This window comes from Duganella sp. 1224 (assembly GCF_013408245.1).
Lineage (GTDB): Bacteria > Pseudomonadota > Gammaproteobacteria > Burkholderiales > Burkholderiaceae_D > Rugamonas.
Genome location: NZ_JACBYS010000004.1, coordinates 26125 through 52411 on the forward strand (window position 1 = coordinate 26125; position 26287 = coordinate 52411).

The 26287-nt window shown below is 62.8% G+C and carries 27 protein-coding genes and 1 pseudogene; 9 read left to right on the plus strand and 19 right to left on the minus strand.

The features are described 5' to 3' along the window. Nucleotides 1-105: 105 nt before the first annotated feature. Nucleotides 106-792, plus strand: coding sequence for a 5'-methylthioadenosine/adenosylhomocysteine nucleosidase (locus tag FHW58_RS18650; protein ID WP_179674675.1), 687 nt, complete (start codon nucleotides 106-108; stop codon nucleotides 790-792). A gap of 190 nt (nucleotides 793-982) precedes the next feature. Here the strand turns inward: FHW58_RS18650 and putA are convergent, their stop codons facing one another. Beyond that, entirely contained in the window at nucleotides 983-4633 is a 3651-nt protein-coding gene (putA, locus tag FHW58_RS18655) for a trifunctional transcriptional regulator/proline dehydrogenase/L-glutamate gamma-semialdehyde dehydrogenase (protein WP_179674676.1), read from the minus strand. Nucleotides 4634-4845: 212 nt separating this feature from the next. Here putA and FHW58_RS18660 point away from each other — a divergent pair, with 212 nt between their 5' ends. Both FHW58_RS18660 and FHW58_RS18665 read left to right on the plus strand, forming a co-directional pair. Next, on the plus strand, nucleotides 4846-5301 hold the full coding sequence (locus FHW58_RS18660; RefSeq protein WP_008443393.1) for an Lrp/AsnC ligand binding domain-containing protein: 456 nt from the start codon (nucleotides 4846-4848) through the stop codon (nucleotides 5299-5301). 58 nt (nucleotides 5302-5359) lie between these two features. After that, nucleotides 5360-6913, plus strand: a complete 1554-nt coding sequence (locus tag FHW58_RS18665) for a methyl-accepting chemotaxis protein (RefSeq protein ID WP_179674677.1) — start codon at nucleotides 5360-5362, stop codon at nucleotides 6911-6913. Nucleotides 6914-6961: 48 nt separating this feature from the next. On the opposite strand, the gene FHW58_RS18670 is transcribed toward FHW58_RS18665, so the two are convergent. Further along, nucleotides 6962-7948, minus strand: a complete 987-nt coding sequence (locus FHW58_RS18670; RefSeq protein WP_179674678.1) for a LysR family transcriptional regulator — start codon at nucleotides 7946-7948, stop codon at nucleotides 6962-6964. A gap of 152 nt (nucleotides 7949-8100) precedes the next feature. Between FHW58_RS18670 and FHW58_RS18675 the strand changes: the two genes are divergently transcribed. Beyond that, nucleotides 8101-8295 carry a hypothetical protein gene (locus tag FHW58_RS18675; protein ID WP_179674679.1) on the plus strand — a complete coding sequence of 65 codons (195 nt, stop codon included), beginning with the start codon at nucleotides 8101-8103 and terminating at the stop codon, nucleotides 8293-8295. A 15-nt stretch (nucleotides 8296-8310) separates the two neighbouring features. Here FHW58_RS18675 and FHW58_RS18680 read toward each other — a convergent pair whose 3' ends face one another. From FHW58_RS18680 to FHW58_RS18700, 5 genes are all read right to left on the minus strand, one after another. Further along, nucleotides 8311-8901, minus strand: a complete 591-nt coding sequence (locus FHW58_RS18680; protein ID WP_179674680.1) for a chalcone isomerase family protein — start codon at nucleotides 8899-8901, stop codon at nucleotides 8311-8313. A gap of 128 nt (nucleotides 8902-9029) precedes the next feature. After that, nucleotides 9030-9284 (minus strand): YfhL family 4Fe-4S dicluster ferredoxin, encoded by a 255-nt coding sequence (locus FHW58_RS18685; protein WP_179674681.1) that lies wholly within the window; start codon nucleotides 9282-9284, stop codon nucleotides 9030-9032. Between the two features lie 12 nt (nucleotides 9285-9296). Beyond that, nucleotides 9297-9797 (minus strand): pantetheine-phosphate adenylyltransferase, encoded by a 501-nt coding sequence (gene coaD / locus FHW58_RS18690; RefSeq protein WP_179674682.1) that lies wholly within the window; start codon nucleotides 9795-9797, stop codon nucleotides 9297-9299. Nucleotides 9798-9905: 108 nt separating this feature from the next. After that, nucleotides 9906-10553, minus strand: a complete 648-nt coding sequence (rsmD, locus tag FHW58_RS18695) for a 16S rRNA (guanine(966)-N(2))-methyltransferase RsmD (RefSeq protein WP_179674683.1) — start codon at nucleotides 10551-10553, stop codon at nucleotides 9906-9908. Nucleotides 10554-10605: 52 nt separating this feature from the next. After that, complete coding sequence (locus FHW58_RS18700; RefSeq protein ID WP_179674684.1) at nucleotides 10606-11487, minus strand: DUF6279 family lipoprotein; 882 nt, start codon at nucleotides 11485-11487, stop codon at nucleotides 10606-10608. Nucleotides 11488-11529: 42 nt separating this feature from the next. Here FHW58_RS18700 and glmU point away from each other — a divergent pair, with 42 nt between their 5' ends. Then, the gene (gene glmU / locus FHW58_RS18705; protein ID WP_179674685.1) at nucleotides 11530-12894 is read left to right on the plus strand and encodes a bifunctional UDP-N-acetylglucosamine diphosphorylase/glucosamine-1-phosphate N-acetyltransferase GlmU; all 1365 of its coding nucleotides are present in this window, start codon (nucleotides 11530-11532) and stop codon (nucleotides 12892-12894) included. Nucleotides 12895-13367: 473 nt separating this feature from the next. Here the strand turns inward: glmU and FHW58_RS18710 are convergent, their stop codons facing one another. Beyond that, complete coding sequence (locus FHW58_RS18710; RefSeq protein ID WP_179674686.1) at nucleotides 13368-13820, minus strand: Lrp/AsnC family transcriptional regulator; 453 nt, start codon at nucleotides 13818-13820, stop codon at nucleotides 13368-13370. 132 nt (nucleotides 13821-13952) lie between these two features. Here FHW58_RS18710 and glmS point away from each other — a divergent pair, with 132 nt between their 5' ends. Next, nucleotides 13953-15782 (plus strand): glutamine--fructose-6-phosphate transaminase (isomerizing), encoded by a 1830-nt coding sequence (gene glmS, locus FHW58_RS18715; RefSeq protein ID WP_179674687.1) that lies wholly within the window; start codon nucleotides 13953-13955, stop codon nucleotides 15780-15782. Between the two features lie 166 nt (nucleotides 15783-15948). On the opposite strand, the gene FHW58_RS18720 is transcribed toward glmS, so the two are convergent. The 6 genes and pseudogenes from FHW58_RS18720 to FHW58_RS18745 form a co-directional block, all read right to left on the minus strand. Beyond that, on the minus strand, nucleotides 15949-16407 hold the full coding sequence (locus FHW58_RS18720) for an STY0301 family protein (RefSeq protein WP_179674688.1): 459 nt from the start codon (nucleotides 16405-16407) through the stop codon (nucleotides 15949-15951). Nucleotides 16408-16411: 4 nt separating this feature from the next. Further along, nucleotides 16412-16828 carry a BPSL0067 family protein gene (locus FHW58_RS18725; protein ID WP_179674689.1) on the minus strand — a complete coding sequence of 139 codons (417 nt, stop codon included), beginning with the start codon at nucleotides 16826-16828 and terminating at the stop codon, nucleotides 16412-16414. A 15-nt stretch (nucleotides 16829-16843) separates the two neighbouring features. Next, nucleotides 16844-17335, minus strand: a complete 492-nt coding sequence (locus FHW58_RS18730; protein WP_179674690.1) for a type VI secretion system tube protein Hcp — start codon at nucleotides 17333-17335, stop codon at nucleotides 16844-16846. A gap of 424 nt (nucleotides 17336-17759) precedes the next feature. Next, nucleotides 17760-17903, minus strand: a pseudogene (locus FHW58_RS18735) (transposase domain-containing protein); the annotation flags it as partial. 443 nt (nucleotides 17904-18346) lie between these two features. Continuing rightward, a complete protein-coding gene (locus FHW58_RS18740; protein ID WP_179674691.1) occupies nucleotides 18347-18871 on the minus strand; it encodes a hypothetical protein in 525 nt (174 codons plus the stop codon). A 13-nt stretch (nucleotides 18872-18884) separates the two neighbouring features. Beyond that, nucleotides 18885-20348, minus strand: a complete 1464-nt coding sequence (locus FHW58_RS18745; RefSeq protein WP_179674692.1) for a hypothetical protein — start codon at nucleotides 20346-20348, stop codon at nucleotides 18885-18887. A 125-nt stretch (nucleotides 20349-20473) separates the two neighbouring features. Between FHW58_RS18745 and FHW58_RS18750 the strand changes: the two genes are divergently transcribed. Then, nucleotides 20474-21427 (plus strand): LuxR C-terminal-related transcriptional regulator, encoded by a 954-nt coding sequence (locus FHW58_RS18750; protein WP_179674693.1) that lies wholly within the window; start codon nucleotides 20474-20476, stop codon nucleotides 21425-21427. A gap of 12 nt (nucleotides 21428-21439) precedes the next feature. Here the strand turns inward: FHW58_RS18750 and FHW58_RS18755 are convergent, their stop codons facing one another. After that, nucleotides 21440-21832 (minus strand): thioesterase family protein, encoded by a 393-nt coding sequence (locus FHW58_RS18755; protein WP_179674694.1) that lies wholly within the window; start codon nucleotides 21830-21832, stop codon nucleotides 21440-21442. Between the two features lie 4 nt (nucleotides 21833-21836). Continuing rightward, nucleotides 21837-22730: a LysR family transcriptional regulator gene (locus tag FHW58_RS18760; RefSeq protein WP_179674695.1), complete on the minus strand. Its 894-nt coding sequence runs from the start codon at nucleotides 22728-22730 to the stop codon at nucleotides 21837-21839. Nucleotides 22731-22861: 131 nt separating this feature from the next. Between FHW58_RS18760 and FHW58_RS18765 the strand changes: the two genes are divergently transcribed. Next, complete coding sequence (locus FHW58_RS18765; RefSeq protein WP_179674696.1) at nucleotides 22862-23626, plus strand: SDR family oxidoreductase; 765 nt, start codon at nucleotides 22862-22864, stop codon at nucleotides 23624-23626. Here FHW58_RS18765 and map read toward each other — a convergent pair whose 3' ends face one another. The 3 genes from map to FHW58_RS18780 are packed head-to-tail and all read right to left on the minus strand — an operon-like array spanning nucleotide 23627 to nucleotide 25094. After that, nucleotides 23627-24397 carry a type I methionyl aminopeptidase gene (gene map / locus FHW58_RS18770; protein WP_179674697.1) on the minus strand — a complete coding sequence of 257 codons (771 nt, stop codon included), beginning with the start codon at nucleotides 24395-24397 and terminating at the stop codon, nucleotides 23627-23629. Continuing rightward, a complete protein-coding gene (locus FHW58_RS18775; RefSeq protein WP_179674698.1) occupies nucleotides 24394-24606 on the minus strand; it encodes a ParD-like family protein in 213 nt (70 codons plus the stop codon). The genes map and FHW58_RS18775 overlap by 4 nt, the downstream gene beginning before the upstream one ends. 44 nt (nucleotides 24607-24650) lie before the next feature. Continuing rightward, on the minus strand, nucleotides 24651-25094 hold the full coding sequence (locus tag FHW58_RS18780) for a nuclear transport factor 2 family protein (protein WP_179674699.1): 444 nt from the start codon (nucleotides 25092-25094) through the stop codon (nucleotides 24651-24653). A 224-nt stretch (nucleotides 25095-25318) separates the two neighbouring features. Between FHW58_RS18780 and FHW58_RS18785 the strand changes: the two genes are divergently transcribed. Next, nucleotides 25319-26287 carry an SLAC1 anion channel family protein gene (locus FHW58_RS18785; protein ID WP_179674700.1) on the plus strand — a complete coding sequence of 323 codons (969 nt, stop codon included), beginning with the start codon at nucleotides 25319-25321 and terminating at the stop codon, nucleotides 26285-26287.

Sequence of the window (26287 nt, forward strand, 5' to 3'; positions counted from 1 at the left end):
CCCTCCACCCAGCTAAAAACGCCTTAAAATTCACTTTTTTTCGCTACGCGTTGTGGAAAAAGCGCTGGATCTCCACAGCGACAACTCAACAATTGAAGGAAAAGTATGCGTTTAGGCATCATCAGCGCGTTGGCTGAAGAACAGCAGGGGCTGATAGAAGCCCTTCAGAGCCCCTCCAGGCACGTTCACGGCATGAGGGAGTACACGACCGGGAAACTCTGGGAAATCGACGCTGTGTGCGTTTTATCGCGTATAGGCAAGGTTGCAGCGGCTATGACCGCCACAATTCTTGTGGAGAAGTTCGGAGTTACCCACATTGTCGTTACCGGCGTGGCCGGCAGTGGGGATAAAAGCGTCCGTGTTGGTGATGTCGTGGTGGCCGATACGCTGCTCCAGCACGACGTGGATGCCAGCCCGCTGTTTCCAAGATTTGAAATTCCGCTGACTGGGCTTTCCAGCTTTGCCACGGACCTCGCGTTGACGGAGCGATTGGCGATCGCAGCAGCGCCGGTCACGCGCGTCCACCGCGGTTTGATTGCCAGTGGCGATCAATTTATCGGCAAATTAACGCAAATCCAGGCCCTGAAAGCGGCGTTGCCGGACCTGTTAGCGGTGGAAATGGAGGGCGCCGCAGTCGCCCAAGTGTGTTTTGAGCTAGGAATCCCCTTTGCGGTGATCAGAACGATCTCGGACAACGCCAACGACGATGCCGCCGTCGACTTCATGCATTTCATCAAAACAGTAGCGTCGCGCTACGCGTTCGACATCATTCAAAACTTCTGCAGGGCATAAAAAACCGGGGCCAGGGCCCTAAAACGTTCAGTTAGCGTTTGATGAGTCATTCCGGCGCAGGCCGGAATCCATAGACAAGCTGCGTCATGACACGCTAGCGTTCTATGGGCTCCGGCTTTCGCCGGAGCGACGGGCTTAACTGAACGGTATTGGGGTCAGGGCCCCGGAATGACGCTGACAGTACGCCGAATTACGCGATTTCCAGCGTCATCAGGCTGGCGTTGCCGCCGGCGGCCGTCGTATTCACGCACAGGGCTCGCTCAGCGAGCAAACGCCACAAGGGGATGCTGCCCTCCTCGTTCGTGCTGATCAGGCCCACCAGCGCCCCGTTACGGGCCGCCAGCGTGCCATACTGGCTCTTGGCCAGCATGTCTTCCACCAGCGCGATCTGGAAATCGCAGTCATCCAGGCTGGACACGGCCTGGACGCGGTCTTGCACCGCCGCTGGCAGGTCGGCTGGCAGCAGGCCGGTGCCGGGACCGGTTACCAGCGCCACGTTGCCGGTCGCCAATACCGCCGCCAGCTGGTTCAGCAAGCCGTCCAGCGTGCCGGCGACGCAGGCCACGGCGCCACGGGCCACCAGCGCCAGCGTGTTGCGTTCGCCGGTCGGGCCCGGCAGCGTGGTCTGGCTGCCCAGCATGGTCGAACGGCTGTATTGCTCGGCCAGGCCGGCGGCGCGGTCGTGGCCATTCTTCTTGGCCCAGCCGATCAGCGCGTCCAGCGACGGCGTGGCGTGGCGCTGGTGTACCGGCGCCGTGATGGCGCCGCGCTGCAGGCGTTTCAGGTACAGCGGGCCGCCAGCTTTGGGGCCGGTGCCGGATTTGCCTTCGCCGCCAAACGGCTGCACGCCCACCACCGCGCCGACGATGTTGCGGTTGACGTAGATATTGCCGACGTGCGCGCGGCTGGTGATGTAGTCGATGGTTTCATCGATGCGCGAATGCACGCCCAGCGTCAGGCCAAAGCCGCTGGCGTTGATCTGCTCCACCACTTTCGGCAGGTCGGCGCGCTTGTAGCGGATCACGTGCATGACCGGGCCGAACACTTCCTGCGTCAGCTCGGCCAGCGAACGGATTTCCAGCACGGTCGGCGGCACGAAGGTGCCGGCCGAGGTCACGTCGGCCGGCAGGTCCAGCGAGTAGTAATCCACCGCCGTCGCCTTCAGCTTGTTGATGTGGGCCAGCAGGTTTTGCTGCGCCTCGGCGTCGATCACCGGGCCGATGTCGGTCACCAGGCGGTCCGGCGAGCCGACTTTCAGCTCCTGCATCGCGCCCTTGAGCATTTTGATGGTCTTGTCGGCGATATCTTCCTGCAGGAACAGCACGCGCAGCGCCGAGCAGCGCTGGCCGGCGCTGTCGAAGGCTGACGACATCGCGTCCTGCACCACCTGCTCCGGCAGCGCCGACGAATCGACGATCATGGCGTTCTGGCCGCCGGTTTCAGCAATCAGCGGAATGTCGGCGTTTTCGGCGGTGGCGCGCTTGGCCAGCGTGCGGTTGATCAGCTGCGCCACTTCGGTCGAGCCGGTGAAGATCACGCCCTTGACGCGGCTGTCGGCGGTCAGCGCGGCGCCCACCACTTCGCCGCGGCCCGGCAGGAATTGCAGCGCGGCGCGCGGAATGCCGGCCTCGTGCAGCAGCTCGACCGCGCGGTGGGCGATCAGCGGCGTCTGCTCGGCCGGCTTGGCCAGCACCACGTTGCCGGCCGCCAGTGCGGCCGCTACCTGGCCGGTGAAGATCGCCAGCGGGAAGTTCCACGGGCTGATGCAGGTGACCGGGCCCAGCGCCAGCGTGTTGGTCGCGCCGCTGACTTCGCCGGCGTAGTAGCGCAGGAAGTCGACCGCCTCGCGGATTTCAGCGATGGCGTTCGGCAGCGATTTGCCGGCTTCGCGGATCGCCAGCGTCATCAGTTCGGTGGCGTTGGCCTCGAACAGGTCGGCCGCTTGCAGCAGCGCGGCGGCGCGCACCGATGGCTCGGTGGTCTGCCAGTCCATGGCGAAGTTGCTGGCGCTGGTCAGCGCGACTTCGACGTCGGCGGCGCTGGCTTCCACCAGTTGGCCGACGATGTCGCCGCGTTGCGCCGGATTGGTGACGTTTTGCACCGGCTGCCCGGCGCTGACGCCGCCGGCGATCAGCGGCGCGGCATGCCAGCTGCGCGGCGCGGCCAGCGCGGCCGACAGCTCGCGCAGCACGTCTTCATTGGCCAGGTCCAGGCCGGCCGAGTTCCTGCGGTCGTGGAACATGGCCAGCGGCAGCGGAATGCCCGGATGCGGCAGGCCGCCCTGCTCGCGCGCGGCCGCGACCGGGTCGCGCAGCAGCGATTCGATCGGAATCGCCTCGTCGACGATCTGGTTGACGAACGACGAGTTGGCGCCGTTTTCCAGCAGGCGGCGCACCAGGTAGGCCAGCAGCGTTTCGTGGGTGCCGACCGGCGCGTAGATGCGGCAGGCCTTGTCCAGGTTGTCCTTGCCCACCACCTGGTCGTACAGCGATTCGCCCATGCCGTGCAGGCACTGGAATTCGTAGTCGGTGATGCCGTCGCGCTTGGCCCAGGTGTAGATGGTCGACAGCGTTTGCGCGTTGTGGGTGGCAAACTGCGGATAAATCAGGCCCTGCGCGGCCAGCAGGCGCTGCGCGCACACCAGGTAGGACACGTCGGTGTAGACCTTGCGCGTGTAGACCGGATAGCCGCTCATGCCGTCCACCTGGGCGCGCTTGATTTCGGCATCCCAGTAGGCGCCCTTGACCAGCCGCACCATGAACTTGCGGCCGCTGCGCTTGGCCAGGTCGACCAGGTAGTCGATGACGAACGGGCAGCGCTTCTGGTACGCCTGCACCACGAAGCCGATGCCCTCGAAACCGGCCAGCTCGGGATCGTGCGCCAGCGCTTCCATCAGGTCCAGCGACAGTTCCAGGCGGTCGGCCTCCTCGGCGTCGATGTTCAGGCCGATGTTGTAGTGCTTGGCCAGCAGCACCAGCGCGCGCACGCGCGGCAGCAGCTCGTCCATCACGCGGCCGCGCTGGGCGCGGCTGTAGCGCGGGTGCAGCGCCGACAGTTTGACCGAGATGCCCGGACCATTGCGGATGCCGCGGCCGTTCGAGGCCTTGCCAATCGCGTGGATCGCGGTTTCGTACGAGGCGTAGTAGTTGCGGGCATCGGCCTCGGTCAGCGCGGCCTCGCCCAGCATGTCGTAGGAATAGCGGTAGCCGCGCGCCTCGTTGGCCTGGCCGTTCTTGATCGCCTCGTCGATGGTCTGGCCGGTGACAAACTGGTTGCCCAGCATGCGCATTGCCAGGTCGACGCCCTTGCGGATCAGCGGCTCGCCGCCCTTGGCGATCAGCTTGGTCAGCGCCGAGCCCAGGCCGTTTTCGCTATTGGTCGACACCAGCTTGCCGGTGATCAGCAGGCCCCAGGTGGCGGCGTTGACGAACAGCGACGGCGATTCTCCCAGGTGCTTGCGCCAGTCACCCTTGCTGATTTTGTCGGCAATCAGGCGGTCGGCGGTGGCGCTGTCGGGAATACGCAACAGTGCTTCAGCCAGACACATCAATGCCACACCCTCGTCCGACGACAGCGAAAACTCGTGCATCAGCGCGTCCACGCCGGAGGCGCGGGTGCGCTGCGCGCGCACTTGGCTGACCAGTTTATGGGCCAGTTGCTGCGCCTGCTGGAGGCTGACGTCGTCGTGCTTGTTGAGCTGGCCGAGCAGCCATTCAACGGCGCTGACTTCGTCTTTGCGATAGGCCGCCGTCACTGCTGCGCGCAGGGAAATCGGGTCGCGCAGGATCTCGGCCTGCAGGGCGGCGAACGGGGTGAAACCGGAGGAAACTGCTGCTTGCATGGGTACTCTCAGAAGAAGAAAAAAGGCGCTGGCCTACGTACAAAAACACGCCCGTCAGCGGGGCTGGCGAGCGTGATCTGAAGTGAACTGCTTGATGATTTGATTGTAGTGGGATTTCTTCTGGATTAATTCTGGTAATGCGGGGGGCTAGCAATAGATTGTTTTTGGTGAGACAATTTAACCAAATAATATTTATGTGGGGGTTCCCGGAAATGTTAGACAAGATCAGCAAGAAAATCTTGATGGAATTGCAGAGCGACGGCCGTATCTCCAACGTGGAGCTGGCCGCGCGGGTGAATCTGTCGCCCGCCGCCTGTCTGGAACGTGTGCGCAAGCTGCACGAATCCGGGTATATCATGGGTTACACCGCGCAACTGAATCCGCAGCTGCTCGACGTGTCCCTGCTGGTCTTTATCGAGGTGGTGCTGGACCGCACCACGCCCGAGGTGTTCGATGCCTTCAAGCACAGCGTCCAGGTGATTCCGGAAGTGCTGGAATGCCACATGGTCGCCGGCGGCTTCGACTATCTGGTCAAAGCCCGCGTCAAGGACATGGCCGCCTACCGCGAATTCCTCGGTAAAACCCTGCTCCAGAAAGGCGTCCGTGAAACCCACACCTACGCCGTCATGGAAGAAGTGAAGAATACCACCAAGTTGCCCATAAAATAGCATCACAGAAATAAAATTTGGAGCCGCCCAAGGCGCCTGTTGTCATAACGGGGGACAGATGAAGCTTTTGCAGCATAAGTTGGTGCAACGTGGATTGTGGATGTTGGGGGCGACGGCAGGGGGTACCTGCCTCGCGTATCTGTTCAACCTGGCGGGCGCCGGCCCGGTGACAGCGGCCGTGCCAGCCGCGCTGGCGGGCGCCGGCATCGCCTGGTGGGCGGCGCGCCAGAACAGCGACGAGGGCGGCATCCGCCAGTTCGCGCACACGGTCGGCGACGAGATCGACGCCATCATGATCGGCGCGGCGGAAACCTCGTATTTCGTCGATTCGGTCAAGAAGAAGATCGAGCTGGACGTCAGCACCGCCGGCGGCATCGTGCACAGCTCCAGCCAGAACGCCGACACCACCGAGCGCATCGCCGCCAACGCCGAGCGCGCCGCGAAGATCGCCGCCCAGGTGCGCGGCGAAACGGTGGCCGGCCGCGCCGAGGCCGATCACGGCCTGCAGCGCATCCGCACCGCGCGCGAAGACGCGCAGACCGCCGCCGCCGTCATGACGGCGCTGCAAAGCAATTCCCGCAAAATTTACGGCTTTACCGAGGCCATCAGCGAAATCTCCGCCCGCACCAACCTGCTGGCGCTGAACGCCGCCATCGAGGCCGCGCGCGCCGGCGAACAGGGCCGCGGCTTTGCGGTCGTCGCCAGCGAGGTGCGCCAGCTGGCGCTGCGCACCAAGGAAGCCACCGACGAGATCAGCGCCATGGTGCGCGAGATCAACCAGCAGGCGGAAAAGGCCGCCACCGGCATGAACGCGCTGTCGGCCAAGGTCAGCGAGGCGGCCGGCAATGTGGAGACGGTGCACGGGCTGCTGGGCAATATCGAGCAGTCGTCGGGCGTGTCGGAGGACGAGATCGGCCAGATCGCGCGGGCCTCGCGCGAGCACGTCGCCACCACCGAGGAAATCGCCCAGGCCATCGCCAGCATCCGCGACAGCCTGCTGTCCACCGAGAAGGAGCTGCCGCGCGCGGCCAGCTCGGCCATGGCGCTGGCGGAACGGGCGGAAATCATCACCGGCGCGCTGGGCGAGTCGGCGATTGCCACCTCGCACGACGCCATCCGCGAGGCGGCGCAGCGGGCGGCGGCGGAGGTGGGCCGCATCTTCGAGCGCGCCATCGGCAGCGGCCAGATCACGCGCGAGGCGCTGTGGGACCGCCACTACACGCCGATTCCGAATACCGATCCGCCCAAGCACAAGACCAGGTTCGACGATTTCACCGACCGCGTGCTGCCGCCGTTGCAGGAAGGCTTGCTGCAAGCGATGCCGCAGCTGGCCTATGCCGGCGCTGTGGATAACAACGGCTATTTCCCCACCCATAACAAGAAGTTTTCGCAGCCGTTGACGGGGAACTACGATATCGACATCGTCAACAACCGCACCAAGCGGATTTTCAGCGACCGCACCGGCAAGCGCTGCGGTTCGAACACCAAGCCGTTTTTGCTACAGACGTACAAGCGCGATACCGGCGAGGTCATGCACGACCTGTCGGCGCCGATTTATGTGGATGGGAAGCATTGGGGCGGTTTCCGCATCGGTTACCGCTCCAGCCATTAAAGCCCGCCGCGCGCGCCCGTCATTCCGCCCACTGGGCGAAATGACGGGCTAGCGGCTGGAGGCGGGCGCCTGCGTCGGCGGCGGCGATGCGGGAATGTTCACCGCGCGTTGCGTCTGCGTATTCATCTTTTCCAGATGGGTGCGCAGCCACTTGTGCGCCGGGCTGCGCGCGTCGCGCTCGTGCCACAGCATGTCCAGGTGCACCGCCGGCAGCGGGAACGGCAGTTCCTTGTGCACCAGCGCATCGGTCATGCCGGTGGCGGCGATCAGGTGGCGCGGCAGCACCGTCACCAGGTCCGAGTTGGCCACCACCCGGCCAGCCGTGAAGAACTGGTTCACTGTCAGCAGAATGCGCCGCTCGCGCTGCAACTGCGCCAGCGCCTCGTCCACCAGGCCGTGGGCACGGCCGGAGAAGCTCACCAGCAGGTGGTTGGCGGCGCAGTAGTTGTCCAGGTTCAGCTCCACCTTGGCCAGCGGATGATCGCGCCGCATCACGCACACATATTTACCCGAATACAAACGTTCGTGACGGATCGGCGAACCGGTTTCATACGACAGTTGCGCCGCCACGCCCGGGAAAAAGCCCACCGCCAGGTCGATATCGCCGCGCAGCAGCATCGGCCGCGGTTCGCGCGTGGTCAGCGGCACCATGCGCACATTGATGCCCGGCGCCTCGCTTTCGATCGAGCGCATCAGCGACGGCAGCCACATGGCGGCGGTGGCGTCGGCCATCGCCATGCGGAAAGTGGCGTGGGCGGCCGAGACGTCAAAGGTTTCCGGCGCCACCGCCGCCTCCAGGCTGGCCAGCGCGCTGCGCACGGACGGCCACAGTGCCTCGGCGCGCGGCGTCGGCTTGACGCCGTAAGCGGTGCGGATCAGTAATTCATCGCCCAGGCTTTCGCGCAGGCGCTTGATGGCGTTGGATACCGCCGGCTGGGTCATGGCCAGATGGCCGGCGGCGCGTGTCAGATTTTGCTCTGTCATCACCGCGTCGAAAACGCGCAGCAGGTTCAGGTCCAGCGTCAAAAAGCTCATGGCGGCTCAGGGGATTAGATGTTGGAGAAATAACGATAGCACAGTCCATTCACCAACCGAATAATTGTTATCGCGAAAGGAAATTGGATCGTTATGTTGCGGCGCACTATAGTTACAGCAGATTCTAAAGCTACCGTCACACCGTGTCCATCATGATTTCCGCAATACAAGATTTTTCGCTGTTCGCCGCCATCAAGCTGGCGCTGCTGATCGCTGTGAGTGGCGGTCTGGTGGTGCTGTTCAAGCCGCTGCTGCTGGGGTGCGCCCGCGCGGCCGTGCTGGTGGTCAAACCGAAAATGACGCGTGAACAGCGCCTGCAGCGCCGCCAGCTGGCGACGCGTGCCTGATACTGCGTCGCAGCATTATTTTTCGCCGAGCAGCGCCGGCTTGAGTGAACTGTCGGCCGGGTGCTCACCCAGCCAGATGCGCAGCACGGCGTTGTAGAACGCCACGTCCGGCATCAACTCCCCGATTTTCTTGCCATTCAAATAGCACTGGGTGCCTTCGTTGGGAATCCAGTCCAGCGACAGCTGGTCGCCCTTTTTCAGCGTGGGCGTCTGCGCGAACACCTCGCCGAACTTCATGATTTGCGGCAGGATCTTGTTGCGTTCTTCCTTGGCGGTGTTGGCGTTGAGGCCATCCGTGAAGGCCTTGCCGAAGTCTTCCGAGCTGACTTCGCGCAGCATGGTGATGGCCACGCGGCGCGGGCCGCCGACCGCCAGCACTTCCGGCACGGTGGATTTCTTTTCCGTCAGGTACAAACCGGCGGCGTAGACCTTGAAGATGACCTTGGTGCGCAGGCCGGCGCCGTTCAGCTTGAGCTGCTGGCCGGCCAGGGTAATGGTATCGTCGAACTTGACGCCGGCCACGTCGACGGCGGCCAAGGCAAGGGAAGGCATGGCCATCGCCAGCGCGGCGGCCGTCAGGATGTGCAAAGTGGTTCTGCGGTTCATGAATGTTGTCTCCGAGATGGTATGAGCGGACTATATCATCTCTTGCACCCCCAAACGAAAGGGTCGGACCCGTACGGGGTCCGACCCTGGCCGCAGCGGTGTGCGGGTCGCGCGGGTGCCGGCAGCGCTCAGGCCTTGGCGGCCTGCAACTTCTCAAACTTGACGAACAACTGTTCCTTGGTCTCCCGGAACTCGGGATTAAACGGAATGCAACTCACCGGGCACACCTGCTGGCACTGCGGCTCGTCGAAATGCCCCACGCACTCGGTGCACTTGTCCGGATTGATTTCGTAAATTTCCGCGCCCATGTAAATCGCGTCGTTCGGGCATTCGGGCTCGCACACGTCGCAATTGATGCAGTCGTCGGTAATCATTAAGGCCATGATGTAACTCGCTTACTTTGCCTGGCCGGCGTTGTTGGCGGCGATTTTCTTCTGCAGCCAACGGTCCACCGAGGGGAACACAAACTTGGACACATCCCCGCCCAGCATGGCGATTTCGCGCACGATGGTGCCGGAGATGAATTGATACTGGTCGGACGGCGTCAGGAACATGGTTTCGACATCCGGCAGCAGGTAGCGGTTCATGCCCGCCATCTGGAACTCGTACTCGAAATCGGACACCGCGCGCAGGCCGCGCACGATGACGCGCGCATCGTGGTCGCGCACGAAGTCCTTCAGCAGGCCGGAGAAACTCTCGACCTTCACATTGGGATAATGCCCCAGCACTTCGTTGGCAATTTCCAGGCGCTCCGCCAGCGAGAAGAACGGCTTCTTGTTTTGACTGTCGGCGACACCCACCACCAGCGTGTCGAACAGGCCCGATGCGCGACGCACCAGATCCTCGTGACCGCGGGTCAGCGGATCGAAAGTTCCCGGATAAACAGCTACTACCATTGCGGCTCCCTGCAGATGCACCAATATAGAACGCGCATTATGCCTGAAAATCGGCTTTTGCTTAAAATTGCCTTAATTTGGGGCGGTTTTAGCAGCAAATACAGCCGGTTACGGTTTGTATTTTAATAAATGATAGAACACCATCCCGGCTTTGTCAGCGCGGATGATGTCCCAGTTCGCCATCCACTCCGGCGCCTCGCCCTCGGCGAATTCCAGCGCCAGCCCGGACTCGGCGTACACCAGGCCGCCCTCTTTCAACAGCTTGGCGCACAACGGCAGGGTTTTTTCCAGAAAGTTTTGCTGGTACGGCGGATCGAGGAAGATCAGGTCGTAGCGCTGGCCGCGCGTGGCGGCCGACTGCGCCACCGACACCGCGTCGCCGCGCATGATCTGCACATTCTCGGCCTTGAGCTTGGTCTTGATGTCGTCCAGCTGGCGCGTGACTTGCGCGTTGCTGTCGATCATGGTCACCGATTGCGCGCCCCGGCTGGCCGCCTCGAAGCCCAGCGCGCCGCTGCCGGCAAACAGGTCCAGCACTTGCGCGTCGGCCCAGTAGCCGTCGCGCTGGTGGTTGATCCAGTTGAAGACGGTTTCACGCACGCGGTCCGGCGTCGGCCGCAGGCCCAAGGCGCTCAGCACCGGCAGCGGCGTGCGCTTCCACTGGCCGCCGATGATGCGTACCTGGTTGGCGTGTTGCGGACCGTGGACCGGCACCCGGGCGGGTTTGGCGGACTTGCTGGAAGGCTTCTTTGGCATGTGACGCTGTTCTAAGTCATTGATTCAACAGGCCATCATACCACAGCGCCGCCTATCGCTGGTTGGCCGCCAGCGCCCGGAAGTCGTCGATCCAGCCCTGCATGCGGCGCTGCGCGTGCGCCTTCTGCTGCTGCGTGGTCAGGTTGATCACCGTCAGCACAAATTGCAGATTGGCTTCCTCGTAGCTGTCGAAGAACGGCTTGCGGTCGGAGGTTTCCAGCCGCTGGAAGCCATCCTTGATCAGGCCCTGGATTACCGTCTGCGTGGCCTCCTTGCCCAGTTTTTCGCTCTGCACCTTGCGCACCGCGGCCAGGATGTTGTTCTGCCGGCGGATGCGTTCGTCCAGCCAGATTTCATTGTTCAGCGGCCGCGCGTCGGACGCCTTGCGGATCGCCGCCTCCTGCTCGCTGGTGAAATCGCCAAACCACAGCTCGAACTGCTCCATCGACTTCTTGAAGCGGAAACGTTGCTGCGCGTCGCGGTCGCCGCGCATATTCTTTTTGCGGAAATCGGCATTGTTGGCGGCGAACTTGCGCTCCAGCGTGGCGATCTGGTCCGGCTGCAGCGAGCGCGCCAGTTCCGCCAGTTCCGGCGTCGCCTTCAGCAGCAGCGCCTCGGTGCGCTTCTTGATCTCGTCGAAATCGTTCTGCAAGTCGGCCTGCGTGGGGCCGGCGGCCAGCTGGCGCTGGGCGGTTTGCAGGATCTGCACGTAATCCTGCAACTGCGTCTTGCGGTGCCACTGGAACAAGCGGTCGATATCGTCCTTGACCCATTCCTTCTGGTCGGACGTCAGGTCGACGTAGCCGTCGATCCACCAGTACAGCAGCGTGTCGCCATTATTGTAGGCCAGCCGCAGCGAACTGCAGGCGGCCAGCACGGCCATGACGGCAATCAGGAACAGGCCGTGTAGCGTCCGGCGGGCTGGCAGGGGCATGTTAGACTTTTGCATTTGACACTCTCTCGATTTGGCACCTCTATGAACGTCGTTATCCTCGCCGCCGGCATGGGCAAGCGCATGCAATCCGCGCTGCCGAAAGTTTTGCATCCCCTGGCGGGCAAGCCGCTGCTGCAGCACGTGCTGGACACCGCGCGCAGCCTGTCCGCCAGCCGATTATGCGTGATTGTCGGCCACGGCGGCGCAGCCGTTCAGGCCTTGCTGGACAAGCAGCCGACGCCGGTCGCCACCGCGCAACAGGCGCAACAGCTGGGCACCGGCCACGCCGTCATCCAGGCGTTGCCAGAGCTGGACGACAACGTCCCGACCCTGATCCTGTACGGCGACGTGCCGCTGACCACCGCCGCCTCGCTGCGCGGATTGCTGCAGGTTGCCGGCAACGACAAGCTCGGCATTTTGACGGTCGAACAAGACGATCCTACCGGTTTGGGCAGAATCGTCCGTGAGAATGGCCACATTGTGCGCATCGTCGAGCAAAAAGACGCCAACGACAGCGAACGCGCCATCAAGGAAATCAACAGCGGCATCATGGTCGCGCCCACCCGCCTGCTGAAAAAATGGCTGGGCAACATCAAGAACAACAACGCCCAGGGCGAGTACTACCTGACCGACATCGTCGCGCTGGCCGTGGCCGATGGCGTGCCGGTGGTGTCGGCGCAGCCGTCGGCGCAGTGGGAAGTGGCCGGCGTCAACAGCAAGGTCCAGCTGGCCGAGCTGGAGCGCATCCACCAGCGCAACATCGCCAACCAGCTGCTGGAACAAGGCGTAACGCTGCTGGACCCCTCGCGCATCGACGTCCGTGGCGAACTGATCTGCGGCCGCGACGTCACCATCGACGTCGGTTGCGTGTTTGAAGGCAAGGTCGAAATTGGCGACGGCGTACACATCGCCGCCCACAATGTCATCGTCAACGCCCGCATCCTGGCTGGCGCGCAGATCAAGCCGTTCTGCCACATCGAGGAGGCCGTGGTCGGCGAGGCCTCGCTTATTGGCCCGTATGCGCGCCTGCGGCCCGGTACCGTGCTGGCCGAGGATGTGCATGTGGGTAACTTCGTCGAAATCAAAAACGGCCAGGTGGCCGCGCACAGCAAGGCCAACCACCTGGCCTACATCGGCGACGCCACCATCGGTTCGCGCGTCAACATCGGCGCTGGCGTCATCACCTGCAACTACGACGGCGCCAACAAGTTCCGCACCGTGATCGAAGACGACGCCTTCATCGGCAGCGACAGCCAGCTGGTGGCGCCGGTCACTGTCGGCAAAGGCGCCACGCTGGGCGCCGGCACCACGCTGACCAAGGATGCGCCGGCCGGCAAGCTGACGGTATCGCGTCCGCGCCAGGTCACCATCGAAAACTGGACCCGCCCGGTCAAGATCAAAAAATAAGCGGGCCCAGGCCTGCCTCAGCCAACGGCGCCTGCGGGCGCCGTTTTTATTTGTGGATAAAGATGTGAGTAAGGCCTGATTAAGCGCGGGAAAACAGGTGGGCAAGTACACCATTTACTTGCAAGCGAGGTATACAAGGCTTGGCCCTGGCCGAAACACTGCTGACGCGCCCGTTTTCCAGCTAAATGTGCATAACTTTGTGGGTAAGCACCTGAGCAACTGCTGGATAAGCTGCGGAAAAGTGACGGATAACTTTTTTGCCGCCATTAAGCCTGTGCATAAAGCTGGGGAAAAGCTAATGAATATCCGTCTGACAAGCCTTGGATAACTGCACGGCTCATCGCGTTGTTCAGATGCCATCGGCAGGTCAGCCGCCACACTGTGAACAAACTTGTGACTAACCATGTGCATAGTCCATGGAAAAGCCCTGTACAAGCTGTGTGCAGCGGCTGGATAAGCGTGTATAACTTCGCTCACACCGCGATGCGGGTCTCGAATTTACTGCGGAAAGTCGAGAAGTAAGCCTTCACATTCCGCACATTGGCATGGCTGGTGAATACCCGGTGCGCCAGCGCGTGATAGGCCGGCATATCCGCCACCTGCACCACCAGCACAAAGTCCGGCCCCGGCGCCACGCGATAGCACTGCAACACCGCCGCCTCGTTGGCCACCAGCGCTTCAAACTCCACCATGCGCTCGGCCGCCTGGATATCCAGCGAGATTTCCACAAGCGCCGTCAGGCTGGGACCCACTTTCTCCGGCGCCACAATGGCCACTTCCCGCTGGATCACGCCAGACTCGCGCAATTGCTTGACCCGTCGCAAACAAGTGGGCGGCGACACGTGCACGGCCGCCGCCAGCTCGGCGTTGGTTTGCGCAGCATCCATCTGCAACGCATTTAAGATACGACGATCTATTTCATCCATACGACTTCCACGAAATAATATTTCACGCGATTAGTGTAATGAAATTTTATGCCAAATATGGAAAGAATTAGAAAGCATATTTCACCATCGCTGCTCTACGATGGCTTCCTGACTTAATTGAAGAGGTTTCCCATGTGCGGCATCGTCGGCGCGGTAGCGCAACGCAATATCACCCCCATCCTGCTGGAAGGCCTGAAACGCCTGGAATACCGCGGCTACGACTCCTGCGGCGTCGCCCTGCACGTGGATGGCCAGTTGCAACGCTCGCGCAGCACCTCGCGCGTGGCCGACCTGGAACACCAGATCGACGAAGCGCACCTCAAAGGCTTCACCGGCATCGCCCACACCCGCTGGGCCACGCACGGCGCGCCGGCCTCGCACAACGCCCACCCGCACTTCTCGCCGTCGGCCGACGCCGCGCGCGTGGCGCTGGTCCACAATGGCATCATTGAAAACCACGACGAATTGCGCGCCGAACTGACCGCGCTCGGCTACGTCTTCCAGAGCCAGACCGACACCGAAGTCATCGCCCACCTGGTCGACCACATGTACAACGGCGACCTGTTCGACACCGTGCAGCAAGCCGTCAAGCGCCTGACCGGCGCCTACGCCATCGCCGTGTTCCACCGCGAAGAACCGCACCGCGTGGTGGCCGCGCGCCAGGGCTCGCCGCTGATCGTCGGCCTCGGCCAGGGCGAAAACTTCGTTGCCTCGGACGCCATGGCGCTGGCCGGCACCACCGACCAGATCATCTACCTCGAAGAAGGCGACGTGGTCGACCTGCAACTGGGGCGCGTGTGGATCGTCGACAGCCACGGCAAGCAAGTGCAGCGCGACGTCAAAACCGTGCAGGCGCACACCGGCGCGGCCGAACTCGGCCCCTACCGCCACTACATGCAGAAAGAAATCTTCGAACAACCGCGCGTCATCGGCGATACGCTGGAAGGCGTCACCGGCATCATGCCCGAACTGTTCGGCGACGGCGCCTACAACGTCTTCAAGCAGATCGACCGCCTGCTGATCCTGGCCTGCGGCACCAGCTACTACTCTGGCCTGACCGCCAAGTACTGGATCGAATCGGTGGCCAAGATCCCGGTCAACGTCGAAATTGCCAGCGAATACCGCTACCGCGACAGCGTGCCGCACCCCAATACGCTGGTCGTCACCATCTCGCAAAGCGGCGAAACGGCCGACACGCTGGCCGCGCTCAAGCATGCGCGCAGCCTTGGCATGGAACACACGCTGACCATCTGCAACGTCGCCACCAGCGCCATGGTGCGCGAATGCAAGCTGGCCTACATCACCCGCGCCGGCGTCGAAGTGGGTGTGGCCTCGACCAAGGCCTTCACCACCCAACTGGCCGGCCTGTTCCTGCTGACGCTGGCGCTGGCGCAAGTCAACGGCTGCCTGAGCGACGCCGAAGAAGCCGAACACCTGAAAGCCATGCGCCACCTGCCGGTCGCCATCGCCGCCGTGCTGGCGCTGGAACCGCAGATCATCGCCTGGGCCGAAGATTTCGCCCGCAAGGAAAACGCCCTGTTCCTCGGCCGCGGCATGCACTACCCGATTGCGCTCGAAGGCGCGCTCAAGCTCAAAGAGATTTCCTACATCCACGCCGAAGCCTACCCGGCGGGCGAACTGAAGCATGGCCCGCTGGCGCTGGTGACGGAAGAAATGCCGGTGGTCACGGTGGCGCCGAACGACGCGCTGATCGAAAAGCTGAAATCCAACATGCAGGAAGTGCGCGCGCGCGGCGGCCAACTGTACGTCTTTGCCGACGTCGACTCGCGCATCACCTCGGGCGAAGGCGTACACGTGATCCGCCTGCCGGAACACTACGGCCTGCTGTCCCCAATCCTGCACGTGGTCTCGCTGCAACTGCTGGCCTACCACGCCGCCGTCGCCCGCGGCACCGACGTGGACAAGCCGCGCAACCTGGCCAAATCGGTTACGGTGGAGTAACGTTGGCCGGTCGCTTTGCCGTGATTTAAATTAACTAAAGTAGTGGTGTTTTTACAGGGCTTCCAAGGGAAACGACAAAAAAAATTCAGGTAATGGATTTTTCGACTAAACTTCCGACCTTTTCGCTTTAGTCGCCTGTTCTGCGCTGCAATCAGCGTAGAACAGGCTACCATTTGCAGCGGATATTCAATATCGTCCTACGCTTTTCTGTGGCGTAAGTAACTGAGCACTCGGTGGCATTGTCATCTATTCGTTTTGACAGGATCGCGTCGTGGCGCCCATCCTCTCCATAGAAGCAAGCCATCCATTTTTCAGACCCGGTCATCTCGCGTAGCTGGGTCCATTTTTCAATGTCCTGGCCATGAAGCTTACCGACGAAGCTCGGCTTCGAAATCGTCATGGTGGAAGGCGGCCCCCACATGAGCCCGGCCGAGACCAAGGGCAGGCCCGGCTGGAACTCAAACGGCACGAACGCTGTCCAGCCTGCAGGTACCCGGGTAATCGCGATGGAACTGCGCGGTATCTCAGTTGGACATTCAATGCGGTGATCTGCCCCGGCAGCGGGACCTACTCCCATCAAGATCGTGGTAGCTGCAGCAAGCAGAGGAATGGCATAGTTCGTCATGACCTTACCTGTGTTCGATTACGTAGAAGGCGTCAGCATTATCGCTTGCTCGGGGGAAGGAGCCATCAGGGCGCAGTTTCATGTGCAGCGATTTGATATAGCGTGCCGAGATTCTGGGCTTTTTGCCCCGGCCGTTGCCGTCCTTCCATTGGTCGATTACCCAGAAGCCATCGCCAGGCGCTCCGTGACGAAGAAAAAAAGCCGCATGGTTACCTTTGTCATTGTTTGGGTAACGCCCATGAACGAAAGTCGCAATGGCAGTGCCCGGCGCTACGTTCTTGTTGTCCAGCACGCGCGCTCCCGCTGTCCAGATTCGGTGGTCGGGGACATCAGCATAATAGCGAACCAACTCGACACAGTCGCCCGTTCCAACCTTGGGTTGACGCTCTAGCGTTGCAGCCTGCGGATAAATGTAAGGCATGTCAGATAGCTAAGGTCAGATAGGCCGATTACTGGATGCGCACCAGCCTCCGCTTGTATTGCCGCCAACACCGCCGCTTATTTTTTGCCGGGTGTAGCGCCATTTAATCTTCCCAAACTTCAGGCTAACCTGTTCGGTCAATACGTCGCCAGGCGATATGCTGGGTGCCAGATGGGCGATCAGCACATTCTCCATTTCGATCTCATAATACTTGACGCGTTGCCCATCGCCGTCTGCGCGCAAAAACTCAATGTTGGCTTTGCGAAAGACATTGCCGCACGCGCAGTGCTGGGCCAACATTGGTGAGGCCAGGTCGACAAGCTTGGTGAGGCTAATGTCGCTGAGTTCGCAGCGTTCTGCCGTGTGACCGGCACCGGTGGAAGCAGTGGCGGATTTGGGTTGCGACATGAGCCAGCTCACGGAGGTGCACTCGATCCAACCTTGATGTTCGTCGTCGGAGGATTCGCCTTTAATGCCGTCAATTTGAAGGTAGACATCGATAGCCATGATTGCTCCAGTCGCGATGTGTGCGCATGGCTTTATTGTTACCCTGAGTCTGCTCGCCTAATCTGCTGCCAATCAAAGCACGGTCATAATTGTTGGTTTTGGGATTTTTTTGAAGTTGCTACTTGAAACCGGTATTTTTCCCGGAGGTTCCGTCTTCCAGGAGAGGCGGCGAGGAGCCTATTTGAGAGCCACAATATTAACATCATCGAGAGGTGTTTGCCCTGCAGCAGGCTTTTGATCAGGTAACCGATCCAGCGGAAAACTGAGCGGACTGGTTGAGTGGCATCCAGCACCGGGGATCAAATTTGACCTGTTGCTGCAGTGCCAGCTCGCCAATCGTTCGTAAGCGTCTGCCCAGTGACGTCTTGAGTTGTTTGGTAATTTGATCGATGATGGCGTCACACCGCTGGGAGGCGGCATTATCTCAGAGAGCTGCTGACAGATTACAGTCCCAAGGCAAGAATTCATCAACCCGGTTGACGGGATGATCGGCGATATGCGTCAGCACGTGAAGCAACCAGGCTGAGGGGTCGACACCATTCAGCTTGGCCGTGCCGATCAACGAGTAGTTATAGCCGGCGAGGGACTTGACGCGCCCCCCACCCAGCACCCTTTGCACCCGCTCGTCGTTGAAGTACACGATCTTGATCCTCGGGTGCTCATAAAGAGGCAGATCAGCTTGACCGTGGCCTCAAGGTCGTACTCCCTCTGCCTGTAGCTGCAGCGCGCGGCTTGGCCGGTTATGTAGTCCTTGCGGACCGGCCGGCAGTCCAGCTCGATGCCCTTCATTTGTTACTGGCGAGGCGCCAGCCGCCAGCCGTGTTCCCGCCAGCGAAATGGTGCGCTGCTCGCAGCGCTCGGCGGTGTGGCCATCTCCGGTCGAAGCCGTAGCAATGCGAGGTTGCATGACCCCGAAATAGGCGCTGGATATTTCGATCCAGCCTTGATGATCCGAGTCGGCAGTGCACGCGGCTTTGCCGCTCGTGCTATGCGGCTTGCCGGCACCATATGTCAGGAGCCGGCGCACAGGTAGTAGCGCCCTTCTCCGCTCTGCTCGACGTCGATGCTGGCGCTGGCCAGGCGTTTTCTCATGTCCTCCTGGCAGGCTTCGCGCTTGAACACGTCGGCCGGTGTGGCCGGCTGGCCGATGCAGCCCAGTTGCGGCCACAGCGCGGCCAGCGCGCGCAGTCCGCTGGCCGGCCCTTCGGCCACCATCTGGCGGCTGCCGACGGACTTGACTAACACGCGCGGCTTAACGGCGGCGGCGATTTCCTTGCGCAGCCGTTCCAGCTCGGCCGCCTTCTTGTCGCCGCTGAAGTGGTCGTCGTAAAAGCAGACCGGGTAGCTTCTGCTCTGGTGGGGCACCGCCACCACCGGCACCGCTGTCGCGCTGGGCGTGGGGTCGGTGGCCACGCGTGCGTCGGCCGGCGGCAGGTAGGTGATGTTGACCGCCTCGATGAAGACATCGGCTTGCGGCGCGGCGCAGCCGCCGAGGACGACCGCCAGCAGGCCGACGCGGACAGGTTGGATGTTCACGGCAGCCTCTGTCTCACAGCCGCACCGCTGGCAGGCTCATCAGCGCATCCAGTTCCTTCGTGGCCATCACGTTCATCCACGGCCGCAGCATGCTCACCGGCGCCTGGTGCTGCGCCGGCTCCAGCATCGGTTGCAGCCGGAAGCCGAGGATGCGGCATTGGTTCGAATCGTCGCCGAAGGTAATGGTCGAGCTGGCCCGGTCACGGCTTTTTTCCGTGCTTTCGCCACCTCCGCCACCGCCGCCGCCGATCGAAATGCCGAAGATGCTGCCGCCGCCGCCGCCGCCGCCGCCGCCGCTGGATTGGGTGAACTTGTCCCAGTCATCGGAATTGTCGAAATGGACGGTCAGCGTCAGGCCGCGCGCGATGATGGCCGACTGCACCAGGTAGGTCAGCGGCACCGCCAGGCCCTTGGGATCGCGCGCCAGTTCCTTGCGCGATACCGGATGGGTGAGGCCGGCCAGCGAGAACCACGGGCCGCGAATGGCGAACACTTCGGCGATGTTTTCAAAATTCAATTCCAGCTTGCCGATGCGCTTGACCGTCTCGGTAAATGTGGAGCTCGATCCGGCGTTGACGTTCAGGCTCAGGAAGCCGAAGCTGCCGCCGCCGGAGCCGGACCACGAGTCCTCATGGCGGTAGTCGAACTGGCTGTTCCTTTCGATGATGATCGAGCGCGCGCCTTTGCGCTTGAGGAATTCTTCCAGATCGATGGACGGCAGGATGTCCTGGCCATCCTCGAAAGACGAGGGGATGCCGTAACGGTCGAAATCTCCCAGCATCACCTCGTCCAGCTTGTAAGCGGATTCGATGCCCGCTGTCTTTGGCCGCTTCATCTTAAACTCTTCGAGCGTAGTGTACTCGTAAGCGGCCAGCAGCGTACGGTCCTCCGGCGACAGCACCGTGGCACGCAACAGCTCCACGCTGTTGGACAGGCGCGAGATGGTCTTGCGCCACTGCGACAGTTTTTCAAACGCCAGCTCCGCTGAGCGGAAGCCGATGCTGGCAATGACATATTCGTGCGATTTTGGATCGGTCAGGCCGGCGCTGGCCGCGTATTTTTTCCACGCCTCGTTGACGCGCATCCGTTCGTCCTCGATTTTTTCCTGATAGGTTCCAATGACCTGCATCTTGGTGTCGATCTCCGCCTGTACCGCCGCCGGAATGGTGGCTTCGATCTTGGCGGTGCTGCGCGTCAGCAGTTCCCTGTAGACGTTGGAATGGCGCGCGTAAAAGCTTGGCGAGCCGGGATCGGATGGCGAGTTGTAGATCGAACGGTCGACCCAGGAGCGGAAAATATACTGATTGAACATCGGCGCGTCCGGCACGATTTCATATGACGTGATGCTGCCGAGCAGCGCCAGCTTGTGCGGCGATTTGATGCCGACCAGATGCATGAGGGCCGAGAAGAATTGATCGGTTGCGTGCGGCAGGCCGGATTCGGCCACCGTGAGACTCACTTTTTCGAGGTCCGACATAGTGCCTCCTGTTGTGGTTGAGAAAAGTCACATATGGCGCTGCGAATTGCCTGCGCTGCGATGCAGTGTGCGCGCATGCTGCCTGGGTGGGAATGGTGCAATTGCATTACGAGTTGAGGCGAACAATGGACTACAACGACTACCTGTTGCAGCTTTACCGCGGCACGCGGGAAGTGCCGGTCGATGAATTTCCCGCCTTCGCCTTCGCGGCCACCGCCCAGGTGCTGACCTTTGATTCGGCGCGCATCATGTCGCTGGAAACCGGCGACGCCAACGCCGTCGTGCATGCCTCGCTCACCCATAACGAACCGGACTCGCTGCATCTGGACTGGGAGGCCATCAGCAGTCTGGACACGGTGTTGCAGTCGGCCATGGCGCGTCCGCACCAGGCCTATGCCTACACCGCCCGCGACCTGTTTGCCGGTAGTGGCTACGCGGTGGTGCGCGACTATGCGGACCGCTATCGCCACGCCAACGGCCTGGTGCTGGCGGCGCAAGAGCCGCAGTCCGGTTACTGGGAAGGCTTGTCGCTGTTTCGCGCGCGCGAAGCCAGTCTGTTTTCCGCCGCCGACGAGCGCCTGTTGCAGGCGCTGGCGCCCCACTTTCGCCAGGCGCTGGCGATCAGCCGCTCGCGCGACACCAGCGCCGGGGGCGGCGCGTGCGCGATGGCGGTGGTCACGCCGTCCGGCGATCTGGAATATTGCACGCCGCAATTTGTGCGGCTGGTGAATCTGGAATGTCCGTCATGGCGCGGGCAGCGCTTGCCGGACCGGGTGATGGCGGCGCTGTCGCGGGTCGGCGTGATGGCGTTTCGTGGCGCGCGGGTCAAGATGAGGGTGCGGCGTCACCGGGGCCTGCTGTTTGTCTACGCCATGACCGACCAGCCGCTGGCGCGGCTGTCGGAGCGCGAACTGATGGTGGCGCGCCTGTTCAGCCAGGGTTATTCGCACAAGGAGGTGGCGCGCGCCTTGCAGATCGCGCCGGCCACCGCGCGCAATTTTATCCAGAAGATTTACGACAAACTGGAGGTGCGCGACAAGGCCGCGCTGGCCTTGCGCATCGGCCCGGCCGACGCCTGAGCGCCGGGCTGATCAGGCGAGTTTCGCCAGCGCCTCTGCCACCGCCTCCGGCACCGACGGGCGGCCGTTGACGAAGCAGGTGGCGACGAAGGTGGCGTCCGCGTACACCTCGCCGCCCACCTTGATCTGCTGGAAGAAGTTGACGCGGTTGCGCTTCTCGTGTTTCTGCAATTCGCAGGTCACTTCGACCTGGTCGTCCTTGGTCAGGCTCTTGCGGAAACGCAGCGAGTATTCCAGCACCATGTACATCTTGCCCTGCTTGAATTCCTCCTCGATGTCGATGCCGAGCGCTTCTTTCATGAACGCGTGGCGCGTCCATTCCATGTAGAACGGGTAGTACAGCCCGTCGACGACGCCCTGAAAATCGATGTGGGCGGGATTGACTTCGTAATGCTTGGTGAACATGGCTTTAACCTTTGATGAGATGAGAGACGGCAAAGTCGATGAAGCGGCGCACGCGGCTGGGCATGTCGGTGCGCTGCGCATAGTAGAGATACAGGCCCATGCGGTCGCTGGTGGTGTGCGTCAGCAGCGGCACCAGTTCGCCCGACTGCAACGGCGCGGTGGCGTTGATGCTGTCGATCTGGCCGATGCCGATGCCGTTCAGCACCGCCTGCATTTCGGCCTCGGGGTCGCTGCAGCAGACCACGTAGGGCATGGTCTGGTACTGCGTTTCGCCGTTGACGTTGAATTCCCACGGCACCGGCCGCCCGGTGCCGGGCTGGCGGTAACCGATGCAGTGGTGGCGGGCCAGGCTGTCGATGGTGTCGGGCGCGCCATGCTGGGCCAGGTAGGCTGGCGTGGCGCACACCACCAGCCGGATCGGGAACAGGCGGCGCGACACCACTTGCGCGGTCGGCGCGTTGCCGGCCTTGAAGCCGAGGTCGATCCGTTCGCCGACCGTGTCGGTGCTGCCGTCTTCCAGTACCAGGTCGAAGCTGACGCCCGGATGCAGCCGGCTGAACTCGGCCACCAGCGGCATCAGCACCTTGCGCCCGACCGCGCCGCCGGCGCTGATGCGGATCAGGCCGACGTCCTCGCGGGCGGCGTGCTTGACGCGGTTGAGGGCGCTGGTAAAGCCTTCCATGCTGGCGCGCACCGAGTCCAGCAGCAACTGGCCGTCCTCGGTCAGCGCGCTTTTGCGGGTGGTGCGGTGGAACAGGCGCACGCCCAGGTGCTGCTCCAGCTGCCGCACCGTCTTGCTGACGGCCTGCGGTGTCGTGCCCTGGGCGGTGGCGGCGCGGTTGAAGCTGCCCAGCTCGGCAGCCCGTATGAAGGTGGAAATCGCGCGCAGTTCGTCCATGCGGGCAGTATAGCCGATTAACAACCGTTAGTTGTGATTGATATCGCCGCGCCCTGACTACCGGCATTGCCCGCCGCTCCGTAAAGTGGTTCCCGTCAACCGACACCATATCCAACCCAAGGAGAACCAAGATGACCACTACCAATCTGAGCGGCCGTGTTGCCGTGATCACCGGCGCGTCCAGCGGCATGGGCCGCGCCACCGCGCTGTTGCTGGCTTCCCGTGGCGCCAAGGTGGCGTTGCTGGCGCGCCGCAAGGATGCGCTGGAGGCGCTGGCGGCGGAAATCCACGCCCGGGGCGGCGACGCGCTGGCGCTGGTCACCGATGTCACCGACCAGGCGTCGGTGCAGGCGGCGGCGGCCGCCGTGCTGGCCCACTACGGCAATGCCGATCTGGTGTTTAACAACGCCGGGTTGATGCTGCCGGGCGCCATCGGCAACCAGCCGCAGCGCGAATGGGAATCGCAGATCGACCTCAACGTGACCGGCGCCATGCGCGTGATCCAGGCCTTCGTGCCGCAACTGGAAGCCGCCGCCGCCGAGGGCAAGGCGGTCGACCTGATCAACACCTCGTCGATCGCCGGCCAGTACGTGTATGGCTATTTCGCGGTGTACTCGGCCACCAAGGCCTTCGTCAGCCACCTGACGCGCCATTTGCGGCTGGAGCTGGGACCGAAGAACATCCGCGTTTCGGTCATCGAGCCGGGCATCACCGAGACTGAGCTGCAGAGCCACTTCACTTTCCAGGGCGCCATCGACTGGCTGCAAAACGCCGCGCAGTCGATCGAGTTCCTGAAGGCGGAGGACATCGCCACCGCGGTCGAGTTCATCGTCTCGCTGCCGAAGCGCGTCAACATGCAGCAGATGGTGATCATGCCGACCCGCGAGGGCATCTGATCAGTGGTGCGGCGTCCTTTCGCCGGGGCGCAGCGTCAGCACCCGCACGCCGCCGCGGGTGACGGCCACCGTGTGCTCGAACTGGGCGGAGAGCTTGCCGTCGTCGGTGACCACGGTCCAGCCGTCGTCCTCGGTGTGGACGGCGCGGCCGCCCTGGTTGAGCATGGGTTCGATGGTGAAACACATGCCTTCGCGCAGCACCAGGCCGGTGTGTGGCTTGCCCCAGTGCAGCACCTGCGGTGCCTCGTGCATCTCGCGGCCGATGCCGTGGCCGCAGTATTCGCGCACCACGCTGTAGCCGTGGCGGCTGGCGTGGCGGGCGATGGCGTGGCCGATGTCGCCCAGCCGCGCGCCGGGGCGGACGGTGTTGATGCCCATCCACAGCGCATCGTAGGTCACCTGCACCAGCTTGCGCGCGGCCGACGACACGGCGCCGACCAGGTAGGTTTTGCTGGAATCGGCGATGTAGCCGTTTTTTTCCAGCGTGATGTCGAAGTTGACGATGTCGCCGTCGCGCAGGATGTCGCTGGCGGACGGCACGCCGTGGCAGACCACGCTGTTGCGCGAGGCGTTCAGCGCGTAGGCGTAGCCGTACTGGCCCTTGCTGGCCGGACGCGCCTGCAGATCGTCGACGATGAAGCGCTCGACCAGGTCGTTGACCTGCATGGTCGACATGCCGATCAGGTCCAGCTGGTCCAGGTGGCTGAACACGCTGGCCAGCAGCCGGCCGGACTCCGCCATCAGGGCGAGTTCTTCCGGCCGCTTGGTCATGTGGCCACCGCCTTCAGATGCCGGGCGTCGACGCCGGCGGCGCGCAGCTCGCGCGCCACCAGTTCGTTGAACGACAGCGTGGGATTGGTTTCGGCCAGCATGCCGATCTTGATCCAGAACGCCGCCTGCGCGTTGATCGAGCGGCAGCTGACCGCGCTGGCCTTGCGGATCTGGTCGTGCAGATCCTCGTCGATGTTCACAATGCCCATGCGATACTCCATATACGAAACGTATACGAAGTATATATCTCTTTTTACGCGCTGTGCAAGGCGGCCGACAGATTGGCCAGCACGCCGAGCTGGGCGAACAGGATGGTGGCGGCGGTGTAGCAGTCGAACGAGATCACCTTGCCGTCCCTCAGGCGGAAGACGTCGCAGCATGGCGCGTGGATGGTCTGCCGGGTTGGCGCGATGGTGCCGGCCGGCAGCACCAGCGGGCCCTGGTGGGTGCCGTTCAGCGACAATTGCACCACCACCACGTCGCCCATCACCATCACCTCTTCCAGCGCGCGGTGCATGTCGGGGAAGGCGGTGGCGTAGATGTCGACGGTTTTGCCGATGTCGGCGCCGTAGTATTTCTGGCCGGCCGAGACGTCGTGGAAATAGCCGTCGGCCGAGAACAGTTCGACGAAGCCGGTGCTGTCCTGCACCTCGGCGCGTTGATACAGTTCACGGATGATTTTTTCGTTGTCGGTCATGCCTGCTCCTCGGGTGGTGGGTAAGGCGGCAAGTCTGCGCCGGGGCCGCCCGGCTGTCATCGGACGAACGGCGTAGCATCATCCATCGGTGTGGATAAACAACCGGCTGCCTCTGCCAGAAGTAGCGGTTGAGACGAACGAGCAAAAAATCTGCCCTTCGGAGCATCGCCAGTGCCGGCGGACGGCTGGAAAATGGCAACATCGTATTTCACCGGTTGACCATCATGCAAAACGAATCCACCCCCCTCTCTTATCTGCCGGTTGGCATATTTGGCGGCGTCATGGGCCTGACCGGCCTGTCGGTCGCCTGGAAACTGGCGCACCAGCACTTCGGCGCGCCGTTGTGGATCAGCCAGGCGATCGGCCTGGCGGCGCTGGCGGCCTTTGCGGCGCTGGTGGCCGCTTACGGCGTCAAGGCCTGGTCCGGTTGGGACGCGGTGCGCGCCGAGTTCACGCATCCGATCGCCTCCAACCTGTTCGGCACGCCGATGATCAGCCTGCTGTTGCTGCCCTTCGTGCTGGCCGACTACAGCCTGGCGCTGGCGCGCCTGTCGTGGCTGCTGGGCGCGGTCGGTATGACGGCGCTGGCCTGGGTCATCGTCATGCGCTGGATGACGGTGCGGCTGGAGGCGCCGCACGTGGCGCCGGCCTGGATCGTGCCGGTGGTCGGCATGCTGGACGTGCCGCTGGCCGTGCCGCTGCTGCAATGGGACGGCCTGCACGGCGTGATGGTGTTTGGCCTGGCGGTCGGCCTGTTCTTCGCGCTGCCGCTGTTCACGCTGATCTTCCAGCGGCTGGTGCTGGAGGAACCGCTGGCGGCGCCGCTGCAGCCGTCGCTGCTGATCCTGGTGGCGCCGTTCGCGGTCGGCTTCACCGCCTACGTCACCACCACCGGCGGCATCGACCTGTTCGCCCAGGCGCTGTACATGCTGACGCTGTTCGTGCTGGCGGTGCTGCTGGGCCGCTTGCGCCACCTGCCGCACTGCTCGCCGTTCCGCGTGTCGTGGTGGGCGGCCAGCTTCCCGTTGGCGGCCTCGGCCGGCGCGGCAATCCGCTATGCCGGCTACGCCAACAGCGTGGTCACCGACGGCATCGCCCTGCTGGTGCTGGCCATCGCCAGCGTGACCATCGCGCTGTTCCTGTTGCAGACGCTGGCGGGCGTGTTCAAGGGGCAGCTCAAAGCGCTGGCGTGA